Source organism: Kitasatospora sp. NBC_00240, assembly GCF_026342405.1.
GTDB lineage: Bacteria > Actinomycetota > Actinomycetes > Streptomycetales > Streptomycetaceae > Kitasatospora.
Window position 1 is genome coordinate 5,245,592 of the sequence record NZ_JAPEMU010000001.1, and the last position, 17,950, is coordinate 5,263,541.

At 73.0% G+C, this 17,950-nt stretch carries 13 protein-coding genes; 4 read left to right on the forward strand and 9 right to left on the reverse strand.

Annotated elements, in window-relative coordinates; translation table 11 throughout:
• Positions 1-20: 20 nt before the first annotated feature.
• The gene (locus OG689_RS22240; RefSeq protein ID WP_266322668.1) at positions 21-2,549 is read right to left on the reverse strand and encodes an FtsX-like permease family protein; all 2,529 of its coding nucleotides are present in this window, start codon (positions 2,547-2,549) and stop codon (positions 21-23) included.
• Positions 2,549-3,346 carry an ABC transporter ATP-binding protein gene (locus OG689_RS22245; protein WP_266322669.1) on the reverse strand — a complete coding sequence of 266 codons (798 nt, stop codon included), beginning with the start codon at positions 3,344-3,346 and terminating at the stop codon, positions 2,549-2,551. Before OG689_RS22245 ends, OG689_RS22240 begins: the two co-directional genes overlap by 1 nt.
• A 95-nt stretch (positions 3,347-3,441) precedes the next feature.
• On the opposite strand from OG689_RS22245, the gene OG689_RS22250 reads away from it, so the two are divergent.
• Positions 3,442-4,431 carry a helix-turn-helix transcriptional regulator gene (locus tag OG689_RS22250; protein WP_266322670.1) on the forward strand — a complete coding sequence of 330 codons (990 nt, stop codon included), beginning with the start codon at positions 3,442-3,444 and terminating at the stop codon, positions 4,429-4,431.
• 137 nt (positions 4,432-4,568) lie between these two features.
• Positions 4,569-6,077, forward strand: coding sequence for an alpha/beta fold hydrolase (locus OG689_RS22255; RefSeq protein ID WP_266322671.1), 1,509 nt, complete (start codon positions 4,569-4,571; stop codon positions 6,075-6,077).
• A gap of 302 nt (positions 6,078-6,379) precedes the next feature.
• Here OG689_RS22255 and OG689_RS22260 read toward each other — a convergent pair whose 3' ends face one another.
• Complete coding sequence (locus tag OG689_RS22260) at positions 6,380-8,185, reverse strand: acyl-CoA dehydrogenase (RefSeq protein ID WP_266322672.1); 1,806 nt, start codon at positions 8,183-8,185, stop codon at positions 6,380-6,382.
• A gap of 150 nt (positions 8,186-8,335) precedes the next feature.
• On the opposite strand from OG689_RS22260, the gene OG689_RS22265 reads away from it, so the two are divergent.
• Positions 8,336-8,920 carry a TetR/AcrR family transcriptional regulator gene (locus OG689_RS22265; RefSeq protein ID WP_266322673.1) on the forward strand — a complete coding sequence of 195 codons (585 nt, stop codon included), beginning with the start codon at positions 8,336-8,338 and terminating at the stop codon, positions 8,918-8,920.
• Between the two features lie 138 nt (positions 8,921-9,058).
• A complete protein-coding gene (locus OG689_RS22270; RefSeq protein ID WP_266322674.1) occupies positions 9,059-10,039 on the forward strand; it encodes a zinc-binding dehydrogenase in 981 nt (326 codons plus the stop codon).
• 391 nt (positions 10,040-10,430) lie between these two features.
• Here the strand turns inward: OG689_RS22270 and OG689_RS22275 are convergent, their stop codons facing one another.
• The 6 genes from OG689_RS22275 to OG689_RS22300 all read right to left on the reverse strand — a co-directional run bounded on the left by OG689_RS22275 (position 10,431) and on the right by OG689_RS22300 (position 17,890).
• On the reverse strand, positions 10,431-11,609 hold the full coding sequence (locus tag OG689_RS22275) for a hypothetical protein (RefSeq protein ID WP_266322675.1): 1,179 nt from the start codon (positions 11,607-11,609) through the stop codon (positions 10,431-10,433).
• 223 nt (positions 11,610-11,832) lie between these two features.
• A complete protein-coding gene (locus OG689_RS22280) occupies positions 11,833-12,594 on the reverse strand; it encodes a dienelactone hydrolase family protein (protein ID WP_266322676.1) in 762 nt (253 codons plus the stop codon).
• Between the two features lie 338 nt (positions 12,595-12,932).
• Positions 12,933-13,538 (reverse strand): hypothetical protein, encoded by a 606-nt coding sequence (locus OG689_RS22285; RefSeq protein ID WP_266322677.1) that lies wholly within the window; start codon positions 13,536-13,538, stop codon positions 12,933-12,935.
• Between the two features lie 246 nt (positions 13,539-13,784).
• A complete protein-coding gene (locus tag OG689_RS22290; RefSeq protein WP_266322678.1) occupies positions 13,785-14,297 on the reverse strand; it encodes a hypothetical protein in 513 nt (170 codons plus the stop codon).
• A 492-nt stretch (positions 14,298-14,789) separates the two neighbouring features.
• Entirely contained in the window at positions 14,790-16,478 is a 1,689-nt protein-coding gene (locus tag OG689_RS22295) for an IS1182 family transposase (protein WP_266327343.1), read from the reverse strand.
• A gap of 215 nt (positions 16,479-16,693) precedes the next feature.
• Positions 16,694-17,890, reverse strand: a complete 1,197-nt coding sequence (locus OG689_RS22300) for an FAD-dependent monooxygenase (RefSeq protein ID WP_266322680.1) — start codon at positions 17,888-17,890, stop codon at positions 16,694-16,696.
• Between the last annotated feature and the right edge of the window lie 60 nt (positions 17,891-17,950).

A 17,950-nucleotide genomic window follows, 5' to 3' on the forward strand; every position in this document is an offset into this window, starting at 1 on the left:
CGGCCCGGCCCCCGGCCGTCCTACTCGCGCGACCCGATCGCCCCCGCCGCGTCCGCGCGCAGCGCCAGCCGTGCCGGCAGCGCGGTGGCCACGAAGGTGAGGGCCACCGCCGCCCCGACCACGCCCAGGTAGGTCAGCGGCGGTGCGTACGGCCTGGCCGTCCCCGTCATACCTGCGCTGTACGCCGCCAGCGTCGCGTACGCCACGGCCGTGCCGAGCCCGACGGAGAGCAGGGCCACCATCAGCGTCTCCCAGCGGAGCATCGCCCGGACCTGCCGTCCGGTGGTGCCGATCAGGCGCAGCATCGCGAACTCGCGGCGCCTGGCGGCGGTCGCCATCACCAGGGTGTTCACCACCGCGATGCCGGTGAAGGCGATGATCAGGCCCATCGCCACATGGTTGACCTGCGCCTGGCTGCCGGCCTGCGCGCCCCGGACGGCGTCGAGCTCCGCCCGGTCCAGGACCCGGACGGCCGGGAACGGGCCCAGGGCGGCGCCCAGTTCTCCGCCGGTCGCGGAGCCGGCCACCAGCACCGAGGAGGCGAGCGGGTTGTCCACATGCGCCGCCAGCACCCCCAGCGGCAGCAGCAGGTCGCCGAAGCCGAGCCCGTGCTCGTAGACGGCGACCACCCGAAGCGTCACCGTGACCCCGTCGCCCAGGGTGACCGGCAGCGTCCCGCCGACCGCGGCCTTCCTGGTGTCGGCGGCGAGCCGGCTGACGGCGACGGTGTCCTCGCCCATCGCGTCCAGCGACCCGGCGGTGACCTTCGGATCCATCGTCCGACCCAGGCCCCGCGGGGTGACGCCCTGGGCCGGGAACCTGTCCGGCCCCGCGTACACGGTCGACCGCACCACCTCGGTCACCGCCTCGACCCCGGGCACCCCGCGCACCGCCTCGGCGGCGGCCCGCGGCACGCCCGGCCCGGCGGCGGCCAGCACGTACGGGGCGGTGGTGCCGGTCCGCACCTGGTCGCCCGCCGCACGGGTCGTCGTGGTCTGGGTGAACAGGATCGTCGAGGCCATCGCGACGGCCAGGCTGAGCGGCGTGACCACGGCGGCGAGGCGCTGCGCCTGGGCGCGGGCGTTCTGCGCGGCGAGGAACCCGGCGGCCGGCGAGAGGACCTGGACGACCCGGCCCAGCACCGCCGTGGCGAACCCGACCACCGGCGGGCCGAGCAGGGCGGTGGCGATCGCGGCCAGGACGACGGACAGGAAGGTCACGGGGGTGGCACCGGCGTCCGTGTGCAGGCTCGACAGGACGAGCACCAGCACCCCGTACCCGACGGCCGCCAGCAGGCCGGCGACCAGCCGCACCGCCCCCGACCGGGGCTTCGGCGCGGCGGCCTCGGCGAGACCCTCGGTGGGGTGCACCCGGGCCGGGCGCCGCGCCGACACCCGGGCGGCGCCCCAGCCGGCCAGCAGCGTCGCGAGCACGGCCACGATCGGCGGGAAGGGGCTCAGCAGCAGATGCAGGGTGTCCGGCAGCGCGCCGAGCGCGAGGAACCGGCGGTGCAGCCAGCCGGCCAGCGCGAGCCCGGCCACCGCACCGGGCAGTCCGGCGAGCAGGCCGACCACCAGGGCCTCGCGGCCGACCGTCCGGCGGAGCTGGCGCGGCGTCGCCCCGATCGCGCGGAGCAGTGCCAGCTCACGCACCCGCTGCTGGACGGAGAGCGAGAAGGTGCCCGTCACCACCAGCAGGGCCACCAGCAGCGAGGTGCCGCCCATCGCGGCGCCCATGCTGATCAGTTTCACCCGGGCCTTGCCCGCGTCCAGGAACTCGGCCGGGCCGAGGGCGTCGCCCGAGCGGACCTCGGCCGCCGTGCCCTTCAGCGCCCCGACGGCCCGGGCCCGTACCGCGGCCAGGTCCGCGCCCGGCTCGGTGAGCAGCCCGATCGCGGCCACCTGCCCGGGGCGGGCCGCCAGCCGCCGGGCCTCACCGGCGGCGAAGAACAGCGCCGACTGCCGGGCCAGTGCGCCGCCGGCGGGCGAGGCCACCCCGACCACCCGGTACGCGGCGGGCGCGGCCCCGGACTGCACGGTGACCGTGCCACCGACCCCGACCCCGGCGCTCCGGGCGGCCGCCGAGTCCAGCACGATCTCGTCGTCGGCGGCGGGGGCCCGACCCGCGTCCAGCCCGAACGGGGTGAGCACGGCGGACTCCCAGGCGTGCCCCCAGGAGGAGAGGCCCGCGTCGCGGCCGCCCGGGCCCAGCACCTGGGCGGGGAAGGTCAGTTCGGGGACGACGGCGCGGACGCCGGGCAGCGCGGCGAGCCGGTCCGCGGTGCGGGCGTCCAGCCAGGCCCGCTCGGTCAGCGCCTTCGTCTTGTCCTTCGTCTTGTCCCCCTTCCGTTCGATCCGGTGCAGCTGCTGGTCCGCCGTCACCAGCAGCGGCGTACCGGCGTACCGCTCGGTGGGGATCCGTCCGCGCAGTCCGGTCTCCAGCAGCGCGCCGCAGGCGGTGACCAGCGCGGCGGCGCACATCAGCGCGACGAACGCGCCGATGAAGGCTCCCTTGCGGGCCCGCAGGGTGCTCAGGGCGAGGAAGAACATCAGGCCCACGCTCCCAGCCGGCTCATCCGGTCGGCCACCAGCTCGGCGGTCGGCGCGGTCAGGGCGTCGGCGAGGGCGCCGTCGGCGAGGAAGAGCACGGTGTCGGCGTAGGAGGCGGCGACCGGGTCGTGGGTGACCATGACGACGGTCTGGCCCAGCTCGTCGACGGTCTGCCGGAGCAGCCCGAGCACCTCCTTCGCCGTCACGGTGTCCAGCGCGCCGGTGGGTTCGTCGCCGAACACCACCTCCGGCCGGGTGACCAGCGCCCGCGCCACGGCCACCCGCTGCTGCTGCCCGCCGGACAGCTCGGCCGGCCGGTGCCCGGTGCGGTCCGCCAGGCCCACCCGCTCGACGATCTCCGCCAGCCAGGCCCGGTCGGGGCGGCGCCCGGCCAACCGCAGCGGCAGGGTGATGTTCTGCAGGACCGTCAGGGACGGCATCAGGTTGAACGCCTGGAACACGAACCCGATCCGGTCCCGGCGCAGCCGGGTCAGCCGGGTCTCGTCCAGCCCGGTCAGCTCGCTCCCGCCGAGCGTCACCGTGCCGCCGGTGGGCCGGTCGAGGCCGGCGGCGCAGTGCAGGAAGGTGCTCTTCCCGGAGCCGGAGGGCCCCATCACCGCGGTGAAGCTGCCACGCGGGATGTCGACGCTGACGCCGCGCAGCGCGTGCACGGTGCCGGCGCCGCGGCCGTACACCTTGGTGACCGAGGCGAGGCTCACGGCCGCCTCCGGACTGGCGCCGGGGTCGAGGTCCGGCACGGCGGCCGGGCGGGCCGAGGACGAGAAGATCTTGGGCATGACCCCAGCGTGCTCCGCCGCCGGGCCCTGTTCTAGTGTCAGAAACGGCAACGGATGACAGCTTGTTGCCACTCGACCGGGGATCGGGGGGAACGTTGTCGAGTCTGATCGCGCTGGGGGTTCCGGACGAACACCTCCGGCTGTACCGGTACTTCCTGCGACATCCGGGTCACGCGGCCGAGGTGGCCGGCGCCGCCTTCGGCTGGGACCGCGACACCGTCGAGGAGGCCCTGGAGCGGCTGCAGGGCAAGGGCCTGATCCGCCTCTCGGACAAGCACACCGTGCTGGTCTCGGACCCGTCGGTGGCCGTCGAGTGGCTGGTCGAGCAGCAGCTCGGCGAGCTGCGGAACGCCACCGACCAGGTCGTCGCCGCCCGCAAGGTGATCGCGGCGCTCTCCGAGGAGCACAAGCACGGCCTGGCGGAGACACCGGTCGGCGAGATCGAGCGGGTGGACGGTGTCGACGCCATCCGCGACCGCCTCGCCGACCTGGCCTTCTTCACCTTCCGCGAGCTGATGGCGCTGCTGCCGAACCGGTGGCAGCCGGAGAGCATCGAGCAGGCCCGGCAGTCCGACCTGCGGATGCTGCGGCGCGGCATCCGCTGGCGCACGGTCGTCGGCCCGGAGGCGGTCGCCGATCCTGCGACCAGGGCCTACCTGCGCGAACTCGTGGCGCTCGGCGGCGAAGTACGGTTCACCGAACAGGCGATCCGGCGGATGGTGATCTGGGACCGCGGCGTCGCCATGGTGCCGGTCGATCCGGACGACTACCAGCAGGCGACCCTGGTGGTCCGGCAGGCCGGCCTGGTCGCCAACACGGTCGCGTGGTTCGAACAGGTCTGGGAGAGCAGCCGGGAGCTGCCCGCCGAGGAGGGCGACGGGGAGGTCGTCCTGCCGCCGCTGTCCGAGATCGAACGCCGGGTCCTGGACGTCCTCACCCGCACCGACAAGGACGAGGCGGCGGCCCGCGAGATGGGCGTCTCGCTGCGCACCTTCCGGCGCTACATCGCCGACATCATGCTCCGGCTGGGCGCGGCCAACCGCTTCCAGGCGGGCCTGCTGGCCAAGGAACGGGGCTGGATCTGAGCCCGGGCGCCAGGTGCGGCCGGCCCGGAGCCCGCCGGCGGCCTTGAATCTCCCGCAGGGGGAGTTCCTACCGTACCGACGAGCGCGGACGGCCGGCCCGGCCGACCGCGCGGGATGAGGTATGCGAGGAGGCAGTCATGACGGCTTTCGTACTGGTGTCGGGCAGTTGGACCGGTGGCTGGATCTGGCAGGAGCTGGCAGCCCGGCTGCGCGAGTCGGGCGCCGAGGTGCACCCGGCGACGCTCACCGGCATGGGGGACCGCCGCCACCTGGCGGGCCCCGGCACCGACCTGGAGACCCACGTCGAGGACCTGGTCCAGCTGATCGACGAGGTGGACGCGCCGCAGCTGGTGATCGTCGGCCACGACTACGGCATCCACCCGGTGCTGGGCGCCGCCGACCGGCGCCCGGACCGGATCGCCCGGATCGTGTACCTGGACGCCGGGATGCCGCAGGACGGCGACGCCGCGCTCCAGGTGGCCGACCAGGCCGTCCGCGACCTCCTGCTCGACGCCGCCGAGCAGGAGAACGCCGACTGGCGGATCCCCGCGCCCGCGCCCGACGAGTGGCAGCGCGGCGGCAGCGTCGCCGGGCTCTCCGAGGAGGCCCTGGCGCGGATGACCCGGCTCGCGGCACCGCAGCCGCGGGGCACCCTCACCCAGCCGCTCCGCCTGTCGGGCGCGACCGCCGGCCTGCCGACCACCGGCGTGTTCTGCACGGTGAACGGGACGAGCATCGCCATGGTGCAGGCCCTGGTGGGCTTCGGCGACCCGCGCCTGCAGTCGCTGACCGACCCGCAGGTGAGCTTCTTCGACCTCGACACCGGCCACTGGCCGATGCTCTCGGCCCCCGGGGAGCTGTCCGCCGTACTGCTCGCCGCCGCCGCCGGCGAGGGCCACCGGCTGTCCGCGGCGGCCACCGAGCGGCCCGCGCACCTCGATCCCTTCCTGCTGGACCTTCCGGAGCGCCCCCGGGAGCGGGTCGGGGCGGTCGACCTCTACCGCCCCGACGGCGACCTGCCGGCGCCGGCGATCGTGTTCGTCCACGGCGGCCCGGTGCCGGCCGAGATGCGGCCCACCCCGCGCGACTGGCCGACCTTCGTCGGCTACGCCCGGTACGTCGCGGGCCTGGGCGCCGTCGGGGTGACGGTGGACCACGGGCTGCACGACCTGCACGACTACGCCGAGGCCGCCGAGAACGTCTCCGCGGCGGTCGAACTCGTCCGGGCCGACCCGCGGGTCGACGGCGACCGCATCGCGATCTGGTACTTCTCCGGCGGCGGGCCGCTCTCGGCGGAGGTGCTCGCGGCGCCCCCGTCCTGGCTGCGCTGCGTCGCGGCGACCTACCCCGTCCTCGCGCCGCTGCCCAACTGGGGGATGGCCGCCGACGGCCGGTTCGTCCCCGCCACGGCGGTGCGTTCCGCGGGCGCGCTGCCGATCGTCCTGACCCGGGTGGAGCTGGAACGCACGGACATCGACGCCACGATCGAGAAGTTCCTGGCCGCCGCGAAGGACGCCGGGGCCGACGTCGAGGTGGTCGACGTGCCCGGCGGCCACCACGGCTTCGAGACCGTCGACCTGACGGAGGAGGCCCGCGAGGCCGTGCGGCACGCCGTCCGGTCCGTCCTGGGCCACCTGCGCGGCTGAGGCCGCCGGCCATCGGCCGGTGCGCGCCGAGGGTCCCGACCACGGGGGAGTCGGGACCCTCGGCGCGGGCGGGGCGGCCGGGCTGGCCGGCGGCCTCCTCCGTACGAGTGAGTCGGGCCGGTGGGGCGTCCTGCTGCCGAGGGGGCGGTGGCCCCGGCGCGGCGGCCTCCGGGGCGGCACGCCCGCGTCCGGGCGTGCCGCCGTCGGGGGGCGTCCAGGATTGGTGCCCGTCCAGGAGTGGTGCCGGGTTCAGGAGCAGGCGCCGGCCCCGGAGCGGTGGCGGTTCGTGAACAGCGTCGGCTTCAGGGGCGGGGAACCGGGACCGCCGCGAGCATCGGGAGCGAGGACAGGTGCTCCTCCGGGACGTCGAAGGCCGCGGTCAGCGCGGCCAGGTGCGGGGCCAGGCGGGCGACCAGCCGCCGCCGGGTCCCGGCGAGCGCCCCGACCTGCCCGGCGGTCAGTGCCTTCCCGACCAGCAGCAGTCCGCTGCGCGAGTCCACCTGCCCGAGCAGGAAGAGCGCGCCCAGGTCCGCCAGGACGGCGCGCGTGGCGGGGTCGGCGACCCGCGCGCAGGCCGCGACGAAGGCGTCCGCGGCCTGCCCCACCGCGTACGCCTCGACGAGGGCCAGCGCGGCGTCGGACGCGTTGTTCCAGCGCCCCAGGCCGTCGCCCGACCCGCCGCCGCGAAGGTCGCGCCGGGCGGCCGAGTGCCAGTGGTGCTCGGCGGCGGCGAGAGCCCGCCGGAGGAAGGCCAGGTCGGTCAGGTCCTCCGCGCCGGTGGCCACCTCGGGCGCCGGGGCCGACGCGTGGCCGAAGATCATCTCGGCGCCGGCCTTGCACCAGACCGCCAGGTTGTCCCCCTCGGCGGTGATCGCCCCGTCCACGTTGGCCGCGTACTCCGCCAGGCCGTTCACCGGGAAGAGCCCCTGGGCCCCGCAGCGCTCCCGGCTCTCGATCGTGATGTCCCTGGACCGCCAGGTGATCCAGCCCTTGGCGACCGCCACCAGGCGCTCCGCCGCCGCGCGCTCCTCGGGCCGGTGGGTGATCCACCGTTCGGTGACCGCCCGGTGGAGGAAGGTCATGGCGTACGCGGTGGCCACACAGTCCAGCAGCCGGCCGTGGTGGCTGCGGTGCGCGGCCAGCGGGACCCGGCCCCCGTCGCCCGCACCGGAGATCTGCCGCACGTACGCGTAGCGGACCGCGGCGGCCAGGGCCGCCCGACAGCCGCCGAGGGTGCTCGCGCTCATGCAGAGCTTGCCCACCGTCACCCGGCCGATGGCGTGCAGGAACCGCTTGCGCGAGCTGCCCACCGCGCTGGTGAAGGTGCCGTCCGGCAGCAGCCGTCCGTGCGGCCCCTGGATCAGCGCGGTCCGCGGCAGGCGGACGTGGTGGAAGCCGGTGACGCAGTGGTCCACCGGACTGCCGACCCGCTCCGGCAGCAGCGCGACGGTGACTCCCGGCAGCGTCCCCCGGCGGTCGCTCAGCGGGGTGAGGAACAGGAAGACGCCCTGGTCCCGGCCGTCGACCAGCAGCCGGGCGGCGACGAGCGCCGTCTTCGGCCCGCCCGCCGGGCCGGTGTTCGGCATGTACTTCCGTGCGCCCTCGTTCGGCGTGTGCAGCACGAAACCGTCGAGTTCACGGTCGTAGCGGGCGACGGTCTCCAACGCGGCCGCGTCGTTCCCGTGTGCCCGCTCGGTGCACAGGAAGGTGCCGATGCGGGCCAGGGAGGCGAACTCGCCCAGTTCGCGGGGCGGCGACACCTCGTCGTCGAGCACGCTGCCCAGGAAGAGGTTGTAGTGGATGCCGGCCACGGTCGCCGTCGCGCCGTCCACCACCGCGGCCCATTCGTGCAGCGCGGCCAGCTCGCGCGGATCCCCGGCCAGCCACTGCGGGGAGAGCGGAAGTTCGGCGTTCAGTGCCCGCAGGCGGTCGTACGCGAGCTGCCACCTCTCCTCGATCCGGGCCCCGGGGCGGTAGCGGAACAGATCGGCGGAGACGGCTTTGCGCCAGTGCCCGTGGAGGTAGGCGCCGTCCGGACCGTCCTCGAAGAGGACCTCGGTTAAGCCGTCGGGGTCGAGGGTGGCAGGGGCGTCGGTCGTGATCATCATGATCGGTCCAACGACGGCGGGCGCGGTCGGGAACGATCTTCGTGTTGCCGTTCCGTAAATCCTGGGGCCGCCCGGCCGATGCGGCCGCCCCCTCCGTCCCGCTGCGCATCGACGCTTGTTCTTGAATGGGCATTCATGTATGTTCTCCGCATGCCCAGACCCCGCGAGTTCGAGCCCGAAGCCGTCCTGAACCAGGCGATGCTTCGGTTCTGGGAGCGCGGCTACCGGGCCACCTCGATCGAGGACCTGGTGAAGGCGACCGGAGTGAAGCCCGGCAGCATCTACAGCGCCTTCCCCGGCGGCAAGCGTGCGCTGTTCCTGAAGTCGCTGGAGCGCTACTCCAAGCTGGTCGTCCCGCAGAAGCTCGGCGAACTGGAGGCCCCGAGCGCCTCGCTGGCAGAGCTCCGCGGCTACTTCGACGGACTGGTGCGCGATCTGCTCAGCCCCGAGGGCAGGCAGGGCTGCCTGCTGGTGAACACGGCGATCGAGAACGCGGCCGGCGACGACGAGGCCGCGGCCGTGGTGCGCGGCCACCTGGCCCGGCTGGAGCGGTGTATGGCCACGGCGCTGCGGAACGCGCGCAGCCAGGGCGAGGTGCGGGCCTCGGTGGATCCGGAGGGCGGCGCGAAGCTGCTGGTCGCGACCTGCCAGGGCCTGATGGTGGTGGGTAAGGCGAATCCCGACGAGGCGGTGCTGCGCGCGATCGCGGACAACGCCTTCGCCGTACTCGCCTGATCTCCGTACTCGCCCGACCGCCGTCCTGCGGTCCGTCTTCCGGGGTGCGGCAGGGGAAGGAAGGAACACGGGCCACCCAGGCGGTGGCTCTTTTTTCGGCCAAATATTTGAATCAGTATTCAAGAACGGAGTTCGATCATGAAGGCCATCGTCATTTCTGCCTACGGCGGTCCCGAGGTGCTCACCGTCACCGAGCTGCCCGACCCCGTACCCGCCCCCGACGAGGTGCTGATCCGGGTCAAGGCGTTCGGCCTCAACCACGCCGAGGCCTACATGCGGGCCGGCGCCTGGGGCGAGGTGGCGGCCGTCCCCGGGATCGAGTGCGCCGGGGTGGTCGAGTCCGACCCCTCCGGCCGACTGGCGCCCGGCGCCGCCGTGGTGGCGATCCTCGGCGGCATGGGACGCACCCGCGACGGCAGCTACGCGGAGCTGGTGACGGTCCCCGCGACCAACGTGGTCGCGGTGCGCGCGTCCCTCGGGTGGGCCGAACTGGCGGCCGTCCCCGAGGTGTACGCGACGGCGTGGAGCGGCCTGTTCGGCAACCTGGACCTGCGCACCGGTGAAACCGTCCTCGTGCGCGGCGCGACCTCCTCGCTCGGCCAGGCCGCCGTCAGCCTCGCCGTCGATCGCGGCGCCCAGGTCCTCGCCACCACCCGTACCCCGGCCCACGCGGCCCTGCTCAAGGAACTCGGAGCCCACGACGTCCTCATCGACGACGGCCTGCTCGCCCCACAGGTGAAGGAGCGGGGCATCGCCGTGGACGCCGTCCTCGACATCGTCGGCAACAGCGCCCTGCGGGACTCCCTGGCCACGGTCCGGGCACGCGGCCGGGTCTGCCAGATCGGCTTCCTCGGCGGCTTCGACCCCGTCCCGGACTTCGACCCGATCGCCGACCTGCCCACCGGCGTCCAGCTCAGCTTCTTCGCCAGCGCCTTCGTCCTGGGCGGCCCCGCGTTCCCGCTCGCCGACGTACCCCTGGAGCAGATCTACGCCAAGGTCGCGGCGGGCACCCTCCGGGCCGGGCCGGTCAGGGTCTTCCGGTTCGACGAGATCGTGGAGGCCCACCGGGTCATGGAATCCGGCCAGGCACTGGGCAAGATGACCGTCACCGTGGACTGACGCGCGGCCCCGGTCGGTCGTCCCGGTCGTCCCGGTCGTCCCGGCCGGTCGTCCCGGCCGGCCGTCCCGGCCGGTGGCCCGGCCGGGGCGACCGGCGTCGCCGGCCGGTGGCCCGGCCCGTGGAGACGCGGCTCACGGGTTGTGGTTCGGACGAAACTCGACCTCGGTGAAGGCAACCGCCACCGTAACCACGGCGACCGGTTGTCCAGACCGCGACCAATCCCTACTTCTTTGCTGATCCGGCTCCATGACTGAGATCCCACAGGCCGAGGGTGCCGGCCGAGCCGGTGGCGAGTCGCGACCGATTTCCGCCTCTCCCCGGTGAGTGCACCGCAGGCCGCAGATGTTCTGGGCCTGCGGCGGCGTGAACCGCTGCTTGCAGCTCCGGTGCTCAGCCGCCGCCGTAGGTGGCCTGGTTGACGGCGAAGACGTTGCGTCCGCCTGTGGTCTCCTGCAGCGACCACAGCAGGTCGGGGTCGGCGGTGTCCTCCCAGTAGGAGAGGCTCTCGCCGCCGCCCACCCAGGCGAAGGTGGCGGGGCCGGCGGTCGGGGTCCAGTAGTAGAGCTTCTTCTGACCCGAGGAGTTGAACCACCACCGGCCGTTGTGGGAGGCCACGCCGTTGAGGTTGTACCAGGGCAGTTGGAGGGCCTGAGCGGCGGTCGTCGTCGCGGCGAACGTCGTCGCCCCCGATGCGAAGGGGAAGCGGACAGCCCTCGGCGGACGGTTGGGGTAGTCGGTGCAGCCCGACTGGCAGGTGTACTCCGCCATCACGATCGACTTGCTGACCCGGTCGAGGGAGATCGACGACCACACCAGGTCCGTGTCGGAGGTCGTCCGCGACGTGACCGTGCCGATCTGCGGCAGCACGTAGGCGTAGTTGTGGGCGTAGTAGAGCGTCCCGGACTGCCGGCCGATCTGGTCGGCGGTGCCGCCGGGGTCGGTGTTGAGGATCTTGCGCATGTCGAAGACGCGCATGCCGTGCCCGGTGTCGGCGACATAGAGGTAGTTGCCGTACCACGAGACACCGCCGGCGTGGATCGGGATGTCCTTGAAGTTCGGCGCCGCCGCCGTGCCGGTCGGCTCCACCAGGAGGATCTTCCGGTAGGTGTTGGGGTAGGTGGCGTCCCAGTCGACCAGCGTGATCCGACTGCGCTGCTGGGGCCGGGCGCTGCCGCAGCCGTCCTTGGTGTACCAGCTCACCAGCACGAGCTGGTGGCCGTCGTAGTTGCCGCTGTCCGCGGTCCCGACGGCGTCACGGCTCGTGGTGATGCCCTGCGGGAAGCTCTGGCAGTCGGAGTTGTCGCCGTCGTCGAACCGGAAGCCGGTGGACAGGCCGCCGACCGAGAAGGACGAGGGGAGCGCCTGCCGGTCGTGGTTCGCGTTCTCCATCACCGTGTGCACGGCGGAGGTCCCCAGCGCCGTGACCAGGGCCGAGTCGAGCGTGTCGAACCGGTGGTAGTCCGCGGTGAGGGTGTACTCGGACGCGGGCAGCGTCGTCGGCGCCGCAGCGGCCGCCGCGGGCGACGCGCCGACCGTCGCAGCGGCGACGAGCAGGCCGGCTGCGAACATCGCCCGCACTGTGTTGCGAACGTGACGGAGCATCAAGGCGAGTCCCCTCCACGGAATGGACCGACGCTCGCACACGCTAGGGGCGCGTCGGGCGGTTCGCAACACCCGGGAGAGGCCGAGCGGGCCCCGAAGCCGCCGCTACCACGGCCGGCCGGAGGCGTCGCGGGCCGGAGCCGTCGTGGGCCCGTCCCCCCGAACCGGCCGCTCCGGGGCCGGGCCGCCGTCAGCCGCCCAGGGTGCGGGCGAAGAGGTCCAGCAGCGCGGCCCAGTGCCGTTCCGTCGCCGCGGAGTCGAATTCGGAGGTGTCGGACTGCGTGTAGCCGTGGCCCGCCCCCTGGTAGACCTCGCAGCGGTGGACGACGCCCGCCTCGGTGAACGCCTTCTCCAAGCGCTCCTGCTGCTCGGGCGGCATCGACTCGTCCTGGTCGGCGTGGCCGAAGTACGCCTCCGCGGTCATCGTCGCGGCCGCCAGGTGCGGGCTGTCGGGCTGGTCGGTGGCGAGGCGGCCGCCATGGAAGCCGCCGATGGCCGCCACCCGGTCCGGGTAGGCGCCGGCCGTGCGCAGGGCGAGCCGTGCGCCCATGCAGTAGCCGGTGATGCCGATCGGCCCGTCGGCGACCTGCGGGCAGTCGGCGAGCCAGCCGAGATAGGCGTCCGCGTCGGCCACCACCAGGGCGGGCGCCAGTCCCTGGATCAACGGCATCAGTTGAGCGAACAGCGCATCGCGGTTGTCGTGGTCGATGTGCTCGGGAAGCTCGACCACCGGGGCCCGGCCCTGGCGGTGGAAGACGTTCGGCAGCAGGACGGCGTAGCCCTCGGCGGCCAGCCGGTCCGCCATCGCGTTCAGCGCCGGCCGCGGCCCGAACGCGTCCTGGTAGAGCAGCACGCCGGGGTGCCGTCCCTCGCCCGCCGGGCGGACGAAGTACGCCTCCGCCGTACCGTCCCGGGTCGGAATCTCGACAGTGCTCGCGTGTACGGCCGTCATGGTCACAACCTGTCTCGTGGAGGGCTCTTCCGCATGCCACCCTCTCACCGGGCGGAGCCCGGCGTCCGACCACCCTGACGTGGCCGACGCGCCACGCCGCCGGAACACCGGGCCTCGCCGGGATCGCGGGCGGCAGTGCACTCGCGTCGATGATCCGCCGGTCCGCGCCGACGGCACAGCGGTACCCGCGAGCGGAAGATGCCGGGACTGCTCCGAAGGGGTGTCGGCCGAGGGCGCGGGGGAGGGTGCCGGGCGGGGCCTGCGGAGGAGCGGGATTCGTGGGTGCGGGTCCGGCCGTCTCCCGTCCGCCGCTGGTCCGCACTGCTGGAGTCAGCTGACTACTTGCGTCCCGGGGTCCACTTCATACCGAGCCGGTATGCCCGGGAGATTGCGTCCTGGATGGCCGGGCCGTCCTGCGGGGTGAACCACCTCACCTCGCGCCCGACCACGAGTTCGCCCTTCTGTCGCTTGATCAGAGCGATCGCACAGGCGTGTGCCTGCGGCGGGCACTCGTCGAGCCGCACCTCGAACCGGTCCCCACGGTCGGAGGTGAGGGTCACCACGGCGTCGAGCCCACGGAAGTCCCCTGAGCCCTCGTAGATGTAGACGAAGAGCAGCAGTTTCGAGAACTCGGCCTGGTGATCCAGATTGATGACGAGATTCTCGCCGGTGGTCCGTGCACCGGTTCGGTCGTCCGCGTCCAGGGCGACGTACGGGAAGTGACCCACCGCACCGAACGAATTCCCCAGAGCCTGGACAACGGTCTTGCTGCCGTCGCTGAACCTGATCATGCAGCCGAGATCGAGGTCCACGTCTTTGGTGGTTCCCGCCCGCAGCGAGGCCTGCATCCTTCGGAACAGACCTCGTGCTTCCCCGGCCTCCCGCTGGGCGACGGCCCGTGCCGAGGTCCAGTTCAGGTTGACCCGGATGAGCCCGGACGTCACGCCGTGCTTGTTCAAGGAGACGGTGGGGGACGCCTTCGTCAGGACTACTGCTTCGGAGGCCATATGGGCGCCACGCTTCCGGGAGGGCGGATCAGGACGGGGTGGGCGTGCTGGACATCCAAGCCCCGGCCTGTGCCGACCAGATGGACGTTCGCTGATTCGTGACCGCTCCGACACCGGATCGCTCTCCACGAAAACAGGAGGCGCCGGCTCCGCCCGGCGGCGCGGGCGGAGCGGGGCTGCCGTTCAGGAGGGGAGGCGGTTCAGTGCTGCGGTGACGATGCCTTCCAGGTAGGTCGGGGCGTCGGTGGGCTGGCCGGTGAGCTCGACGATGGCGACCCTGGTGCCACTGCGCAGGATCGCGACCCCTCCGCCGACGGTGCCGTCGCCGCGGTAGGACGGGTACCAGCGGGCGGTGCCGCCGGCGGCGGTCAGGGTGTGGGCCGCGCCGTAGTGCCAGTGGCCGGCGGGCTCGTCCTGGCAGTCCTGGACGAGCGCGACGAGCTGCTTCTCCCAGGTGGTGGCCAGGCTCCCGGCAGGGGCGCTCGCGGCCGACTCGATCAGCAGGCCGTCGGTGTCGAAGGTCCAGGTCACCGACGCGTACGCGGTGGCCTTGCCCTGGGTCAGGTCGCGCATCATCTCCTCGCCCGAGCACGCGGAGAGCCCCTGGCGTCCGGTCAGCGCGACGGTCGCGCCGACCGGGTTCAGGCCCTGCTGGAAGTAGTCCTCGCTCTGCTGGACGGCCTGGTTCTCGGTCATCTCATCCCCCTGCTGGCCGGGACGCCTGCTGCGTCCTCTCGTGACCGTCTGACGGTCGCCGTCCGCTGCTCGCGGGGTTCGGGGCCGACCGGCTGCGATTGGGTCGAGTGAGACGGAAACTGAGCCGGAGAGCGCCGAAGGCCCCGGCCGGTTTGGCGGTCGGGGCCTTCGTGCTGCCGTGGCCGGCAGAGGCGGAGGATACGAGATTGGAACTCGTGAGGGGTTGCCCCCAACACGCTTTCCAATTCTGCTCGGCGCTGTTCAAGCGGGTCCGCATGCGTTCTGACCTGCGGCGGATTGGTTGCCGCAGCGTTGGTTGAACGGTCCCGGACCCCGGTGAATGAGACCAAAACTGAGACCACGGCACGGGCGCTCGGGCGGTGGGCCGACCACTCCTCGGACTTGGCTGGCTGTCGGTGTCATTGGGGTCTTGAGGTGAGGCATGGACGAGAGGTGGACTGCCCGACTCTGTTGCTCTATTCGGGTCGAGGATCAGGCCGCGAGTTGGTGGGCGAGTCGGGTGAGTCGGCTGGTCCGGGGACGTCGGGGGCCTTCGGACCAGTGGGCGTCGAGGCGGATGACGTTGATCGCTGCGGCCGAGTAGGCGTGCTGCAGGCTGACTTTGGGCAGGCCGCGGTAGCGGGCCCGGCGCAACCCGGTGACGTCCAGGGCCTGGTTGATGGTGCCCTCGACACCGGCGCGGAGGGCGTACTTGGCTTGCCAGGTGTCGGTGTTCTGCTCGGCGCGGGCGGCGGTGACGGTCTCGTGCAGCTCGCGGGGCCGCAGGGTGAGCATGCGGTTGCCTCGTGCCGCGGTGGTGCACTTGTCGCGGGACGGGCAGGAGCCGCAGTCGGAGCGGGCGAACTCGATCACGATGGCGTCGTGGCCGTGCTGCTGGACGGGATACCAGCCGGTGCTGGTGCGGCCCTCGGGGCAGCGGACTTGACGAGTTGTCCAGTCGATGCGGAAGGCGCTCTTGTCGAAGCCTTCGGCGGCTCGGGCCTGCGGGGAGTGGTCGGCCAGCAGCGGTGTGATCATGGCGATGCCCTCGTGTGCGGCGGCTGTGACCAGGTCGGCGGAGGGGTAGCCGGAGTCGAGGTAGTGCTCGCCCGGCTTGAGCTGCCGCCCGGTCAGGCGCTGCTGGATGCCGGCGGTGGCGGTCACGTCCGGCGCGGTCGAGACAGTGGTGGCCACGTCCGTGATCAGGTTCGGGGTTCGGGCGCCGGTCCCGCTGGCCTTGTCGTCGCAGGTCTCGGTGAGGTGAACCTTGTAGCCGCACCAGAACAGCTCGTCTCCCTTGGCGGACCAGCGGGCGTCCGGGTCGTAGGGGGAGGCGAGCCGGACTTGGCCGGGCGGGACGCCGTCTTTCTCGGCCTCCCGCTTCCTGACCACCTCCCGTCCCCGGGTATCGGTGTGCACGTAGTAGGTCTGCAGGAAGATCCGCCGCAGCAGCTGGATCGCCTCGATCTCCCGCAGCCACACCGGGGTGTCGGGCGAGTGGACCGCATGCAGCAGCCGATGTGCGTCCTGGCCGTAGACCTCGGCCAGCCGCTCCCGCTTCGTCTTCGAGGTGGGCAGCCGCCATGAGTCGACCCGCGCCGCATAGCGCAGTTCCAGCTCCGCCACCGGCATCGCCCGCCCGAGCCAGGCCGGGGCCGCGATGGCCAGTGCCTCCAGCGCCGCGCGCACGCTCTCACCGGCCAGCTCCAGCCGGTTCAAGTCCCGCACCGCGCTGATGACATGGGTGGAGTCGGTGCGCTGCTTGCCTCCAGCTGAGATCATCCCCTCGCGGCGGCAGTGCTCGACCAGCCGGTCGAAGATCAGGCGCTCCATACCGTGCTCGACCAGCCGGGCCCGGAACTTCGCCAGCACCGTGAAGTCGAACCCCGGATCGGTCAGCTCCAGGCCGAGCGCGTACTTCCAGTCGATCGCCCGGACCGCCATCCCGGCCGCTTGGCGGTCGGTCAGGTTCTCGGCGAACTGCAGCACCGTGACCAGCGCCAGCATCCCCGGTGACAGGCCCGGCGCCCCGCGCACCCCGAACGCGGACGCGAAGGGCTCGTCCGCGAAGACCTCCGCCAGTTCCTGGCGCACCCGCATCGCCAGCGTCCCCTTCGGGAAGGCCGCCGCCGCGACCAGCGCCGTCTGCTCCGGGACCTCCGGCAGTCCCACCGCCTTCATCGACACCCGCACCACCCCCACAACCGGCTGCCCACGAGACGACCACAGGAACGATCATGCCGCAGTCAACCGACCCACGGCCCGAATAGAGCAACAGAGTCCTGCCCGGCCTCAAAGTGTGCGGGCGGCAGCCGGCCTCGCAGTCGGTGCTGCCGGTCCGGGGCGCTCGCGGACAGGAGATTGGACTGGAGGGCTGCCCCGTCGACCTGTCTCCGTCACGCGGTGCCCGGGGCTGCTGCGGCCGCCGCCGACTCGGGCGACGATGCGGCGTAGTCGCGCAGCCGGACCGGGGTGGTGCGGGTGTTCTCGGGCGCCTGGGCTGCCAGCATGTCCAGGATCTCCTGGGTGGGCGCGGGCATGAAGAACCGCTCTGCGCCCTCACGGCCCAGGGTCTGGTGCTCCGTCGCGTAGCCGCGCATCTCGCGCTCGTACGCGGCGAATGCCGTGGCGTGGTCACCACCAGAGGCGGCGAGTTCACCGGCCAGGATGTAGGCGCCGATCAGGGCCTGCGAGGTGCCGCGGCCGGAGGTCGGGCCGGCGCAGTACCCGGCGTCGCCGAGCAGCACGACCCGCCCCTTGGACCAGGTGTCCATCTCCACCTGGGCGTTGGCGTCGAAGAAGAAGTCGGGTGCCTGCGCCGCCTCCTGGAGCAGGCGCGGGATCTCCCAGCCGTCGTCCGCGAAGCGTTCGGCGATGATGCGCTGCTGCCCGGCGCGGTCGTGGCGGTCGTACTCCAGGTGCTCGGCGGCGAAGTGGAAGGCGGCGCGGGCCTCGGTGTTGGCGCGGGCGGTGAAGATGTTGGCGGCCTTGCCCGGGGCGGCGTAGAGGCGGCCGGTGTTCTTCAGGCCGAGGTAGTTGTCCAGGCTGAAGATGGCGGTGTAGATACCGAGGTGGCGCACGAACTGCTCTTCGGGGCCGAAGGTGAGTGCCCGGGTGCGCGAGTGCAGACCGTCGGCGCCGACGACCAGGTCGAAGCGGCGGGCGGCGCCGCGCTCGAAGGTGACCTCGACGCCGTGCTCGTCCTCGGTCAGGCTCGCGATGGAGTCCCCGAAGACGTACTCGACGTCGTCGCGGGTGGCCTCGTGCAGCATCCTGGTCAGGTCGCCCTTGAGGACCTCCAGGTCGCCTGCGAAGATCACGGCCGGCAGGGTCGCGTACTGGCGGCCCTCGGCGTCCACCATGGCGGCGTCGCCCATCTCGGTGTCCAGCTCGCGGATCTGCTCCAGCAGGCCCATCCGGTCCAGCACGTCCAGGGCCTCGCCGCGGAAGTCGACCGCGTAGCCGCCCTCGCGCACCGCTTCGGCGCGCTCCACCACGGTGGGGACGAAGCCGTGGCGGCGCAGCCAGTAGGCGAGGGCGGGGCCGGCCACGCTGGCGCCGGAGATCAGGACGGTGCGGGTGGTGGTGGTCATCTCGGGTTCCTCTCTCAGGTCGATGCGTACAACGTATGGGCGGCAGATTCCCCTGTGAAG

Coding starts and splice junctions, on each gene's coding strand:
- OG689_RS22255 (WP_266322671.1), top strand. CDS start 4,569: ATGACGGCTTTCGTACTGGTGTCGGGCAGTTGGACCGGTGGCTGGATC.
- OG689_RS22280 (WP_266322676.1), bottom strand. CDS start 12,594: ATGACGGCCGTACACGCGAGCACTGTCGAGATTCCGACCCGGGACGGT.
- OG689_RS22245 (WP_266322669.1), bottom strand. CDS start 3,346: ATGCCCAAGATCTTCTCGTCCTCGGCCCGCCCGGCCGCCGTGCCGGAC.
- OG689_RS22300 (WP_266322680.1), bottom strand. CDS start 17,890: ATGACCACCACCACCCGCACCGTCCTGATCTCCGGCGCCAGCGTGGCC.
- OG689_RS22295 (WP_266327343.1), bottom strand. CDS start 16,478: ATGAAGGCGGTGGGACTGCCGGAGGTCCCGGAGCAGACGGCGCTGGTC.
- OG689_RS22260 (WP_266322672.1), bottom strand. CDS start 8,185: ATGATGATCACGACCGACGCCCCTGCCACCCTCGACCCCGACGGCTTA.
- OG689_RS22275 (WP_266322675.1), bottom strand. CDS start 11,609: ATGTTCGCAGCCGGCCTGCTCGTCGCCGCTGCGACGGTCGGCGCGTCG.
- OG689_RS22270 (WP_266322674.1), top strand. CDS start 9,059: ATGAAGGCCATCGTCATTTCTGCCTACGGCGGTCCCGAGGTGCTCACC.
- OG689_RS22265 (WP_266322673.1), top strand. CDS start 8,336: ATGCCCAGACCCCGCGAGTTCGAGCCCGAAGCCGTCCTGAACCAGGCG.
- OG689_RS22240 (WP_266322668.1), bottom strand. CDS start 2,549: ATGTTCTTCCTCGCCCTGAGCACCCTGCGGGCCCGCAAGGGAGCCTTC.
- OG689_RS22290 (WP_266322678.1), bottom strand. CDS start 14,297: ATGACCGAGAACCAGGCCGTCCAGCAGAGCGAGGACTACTTCCAGCAG.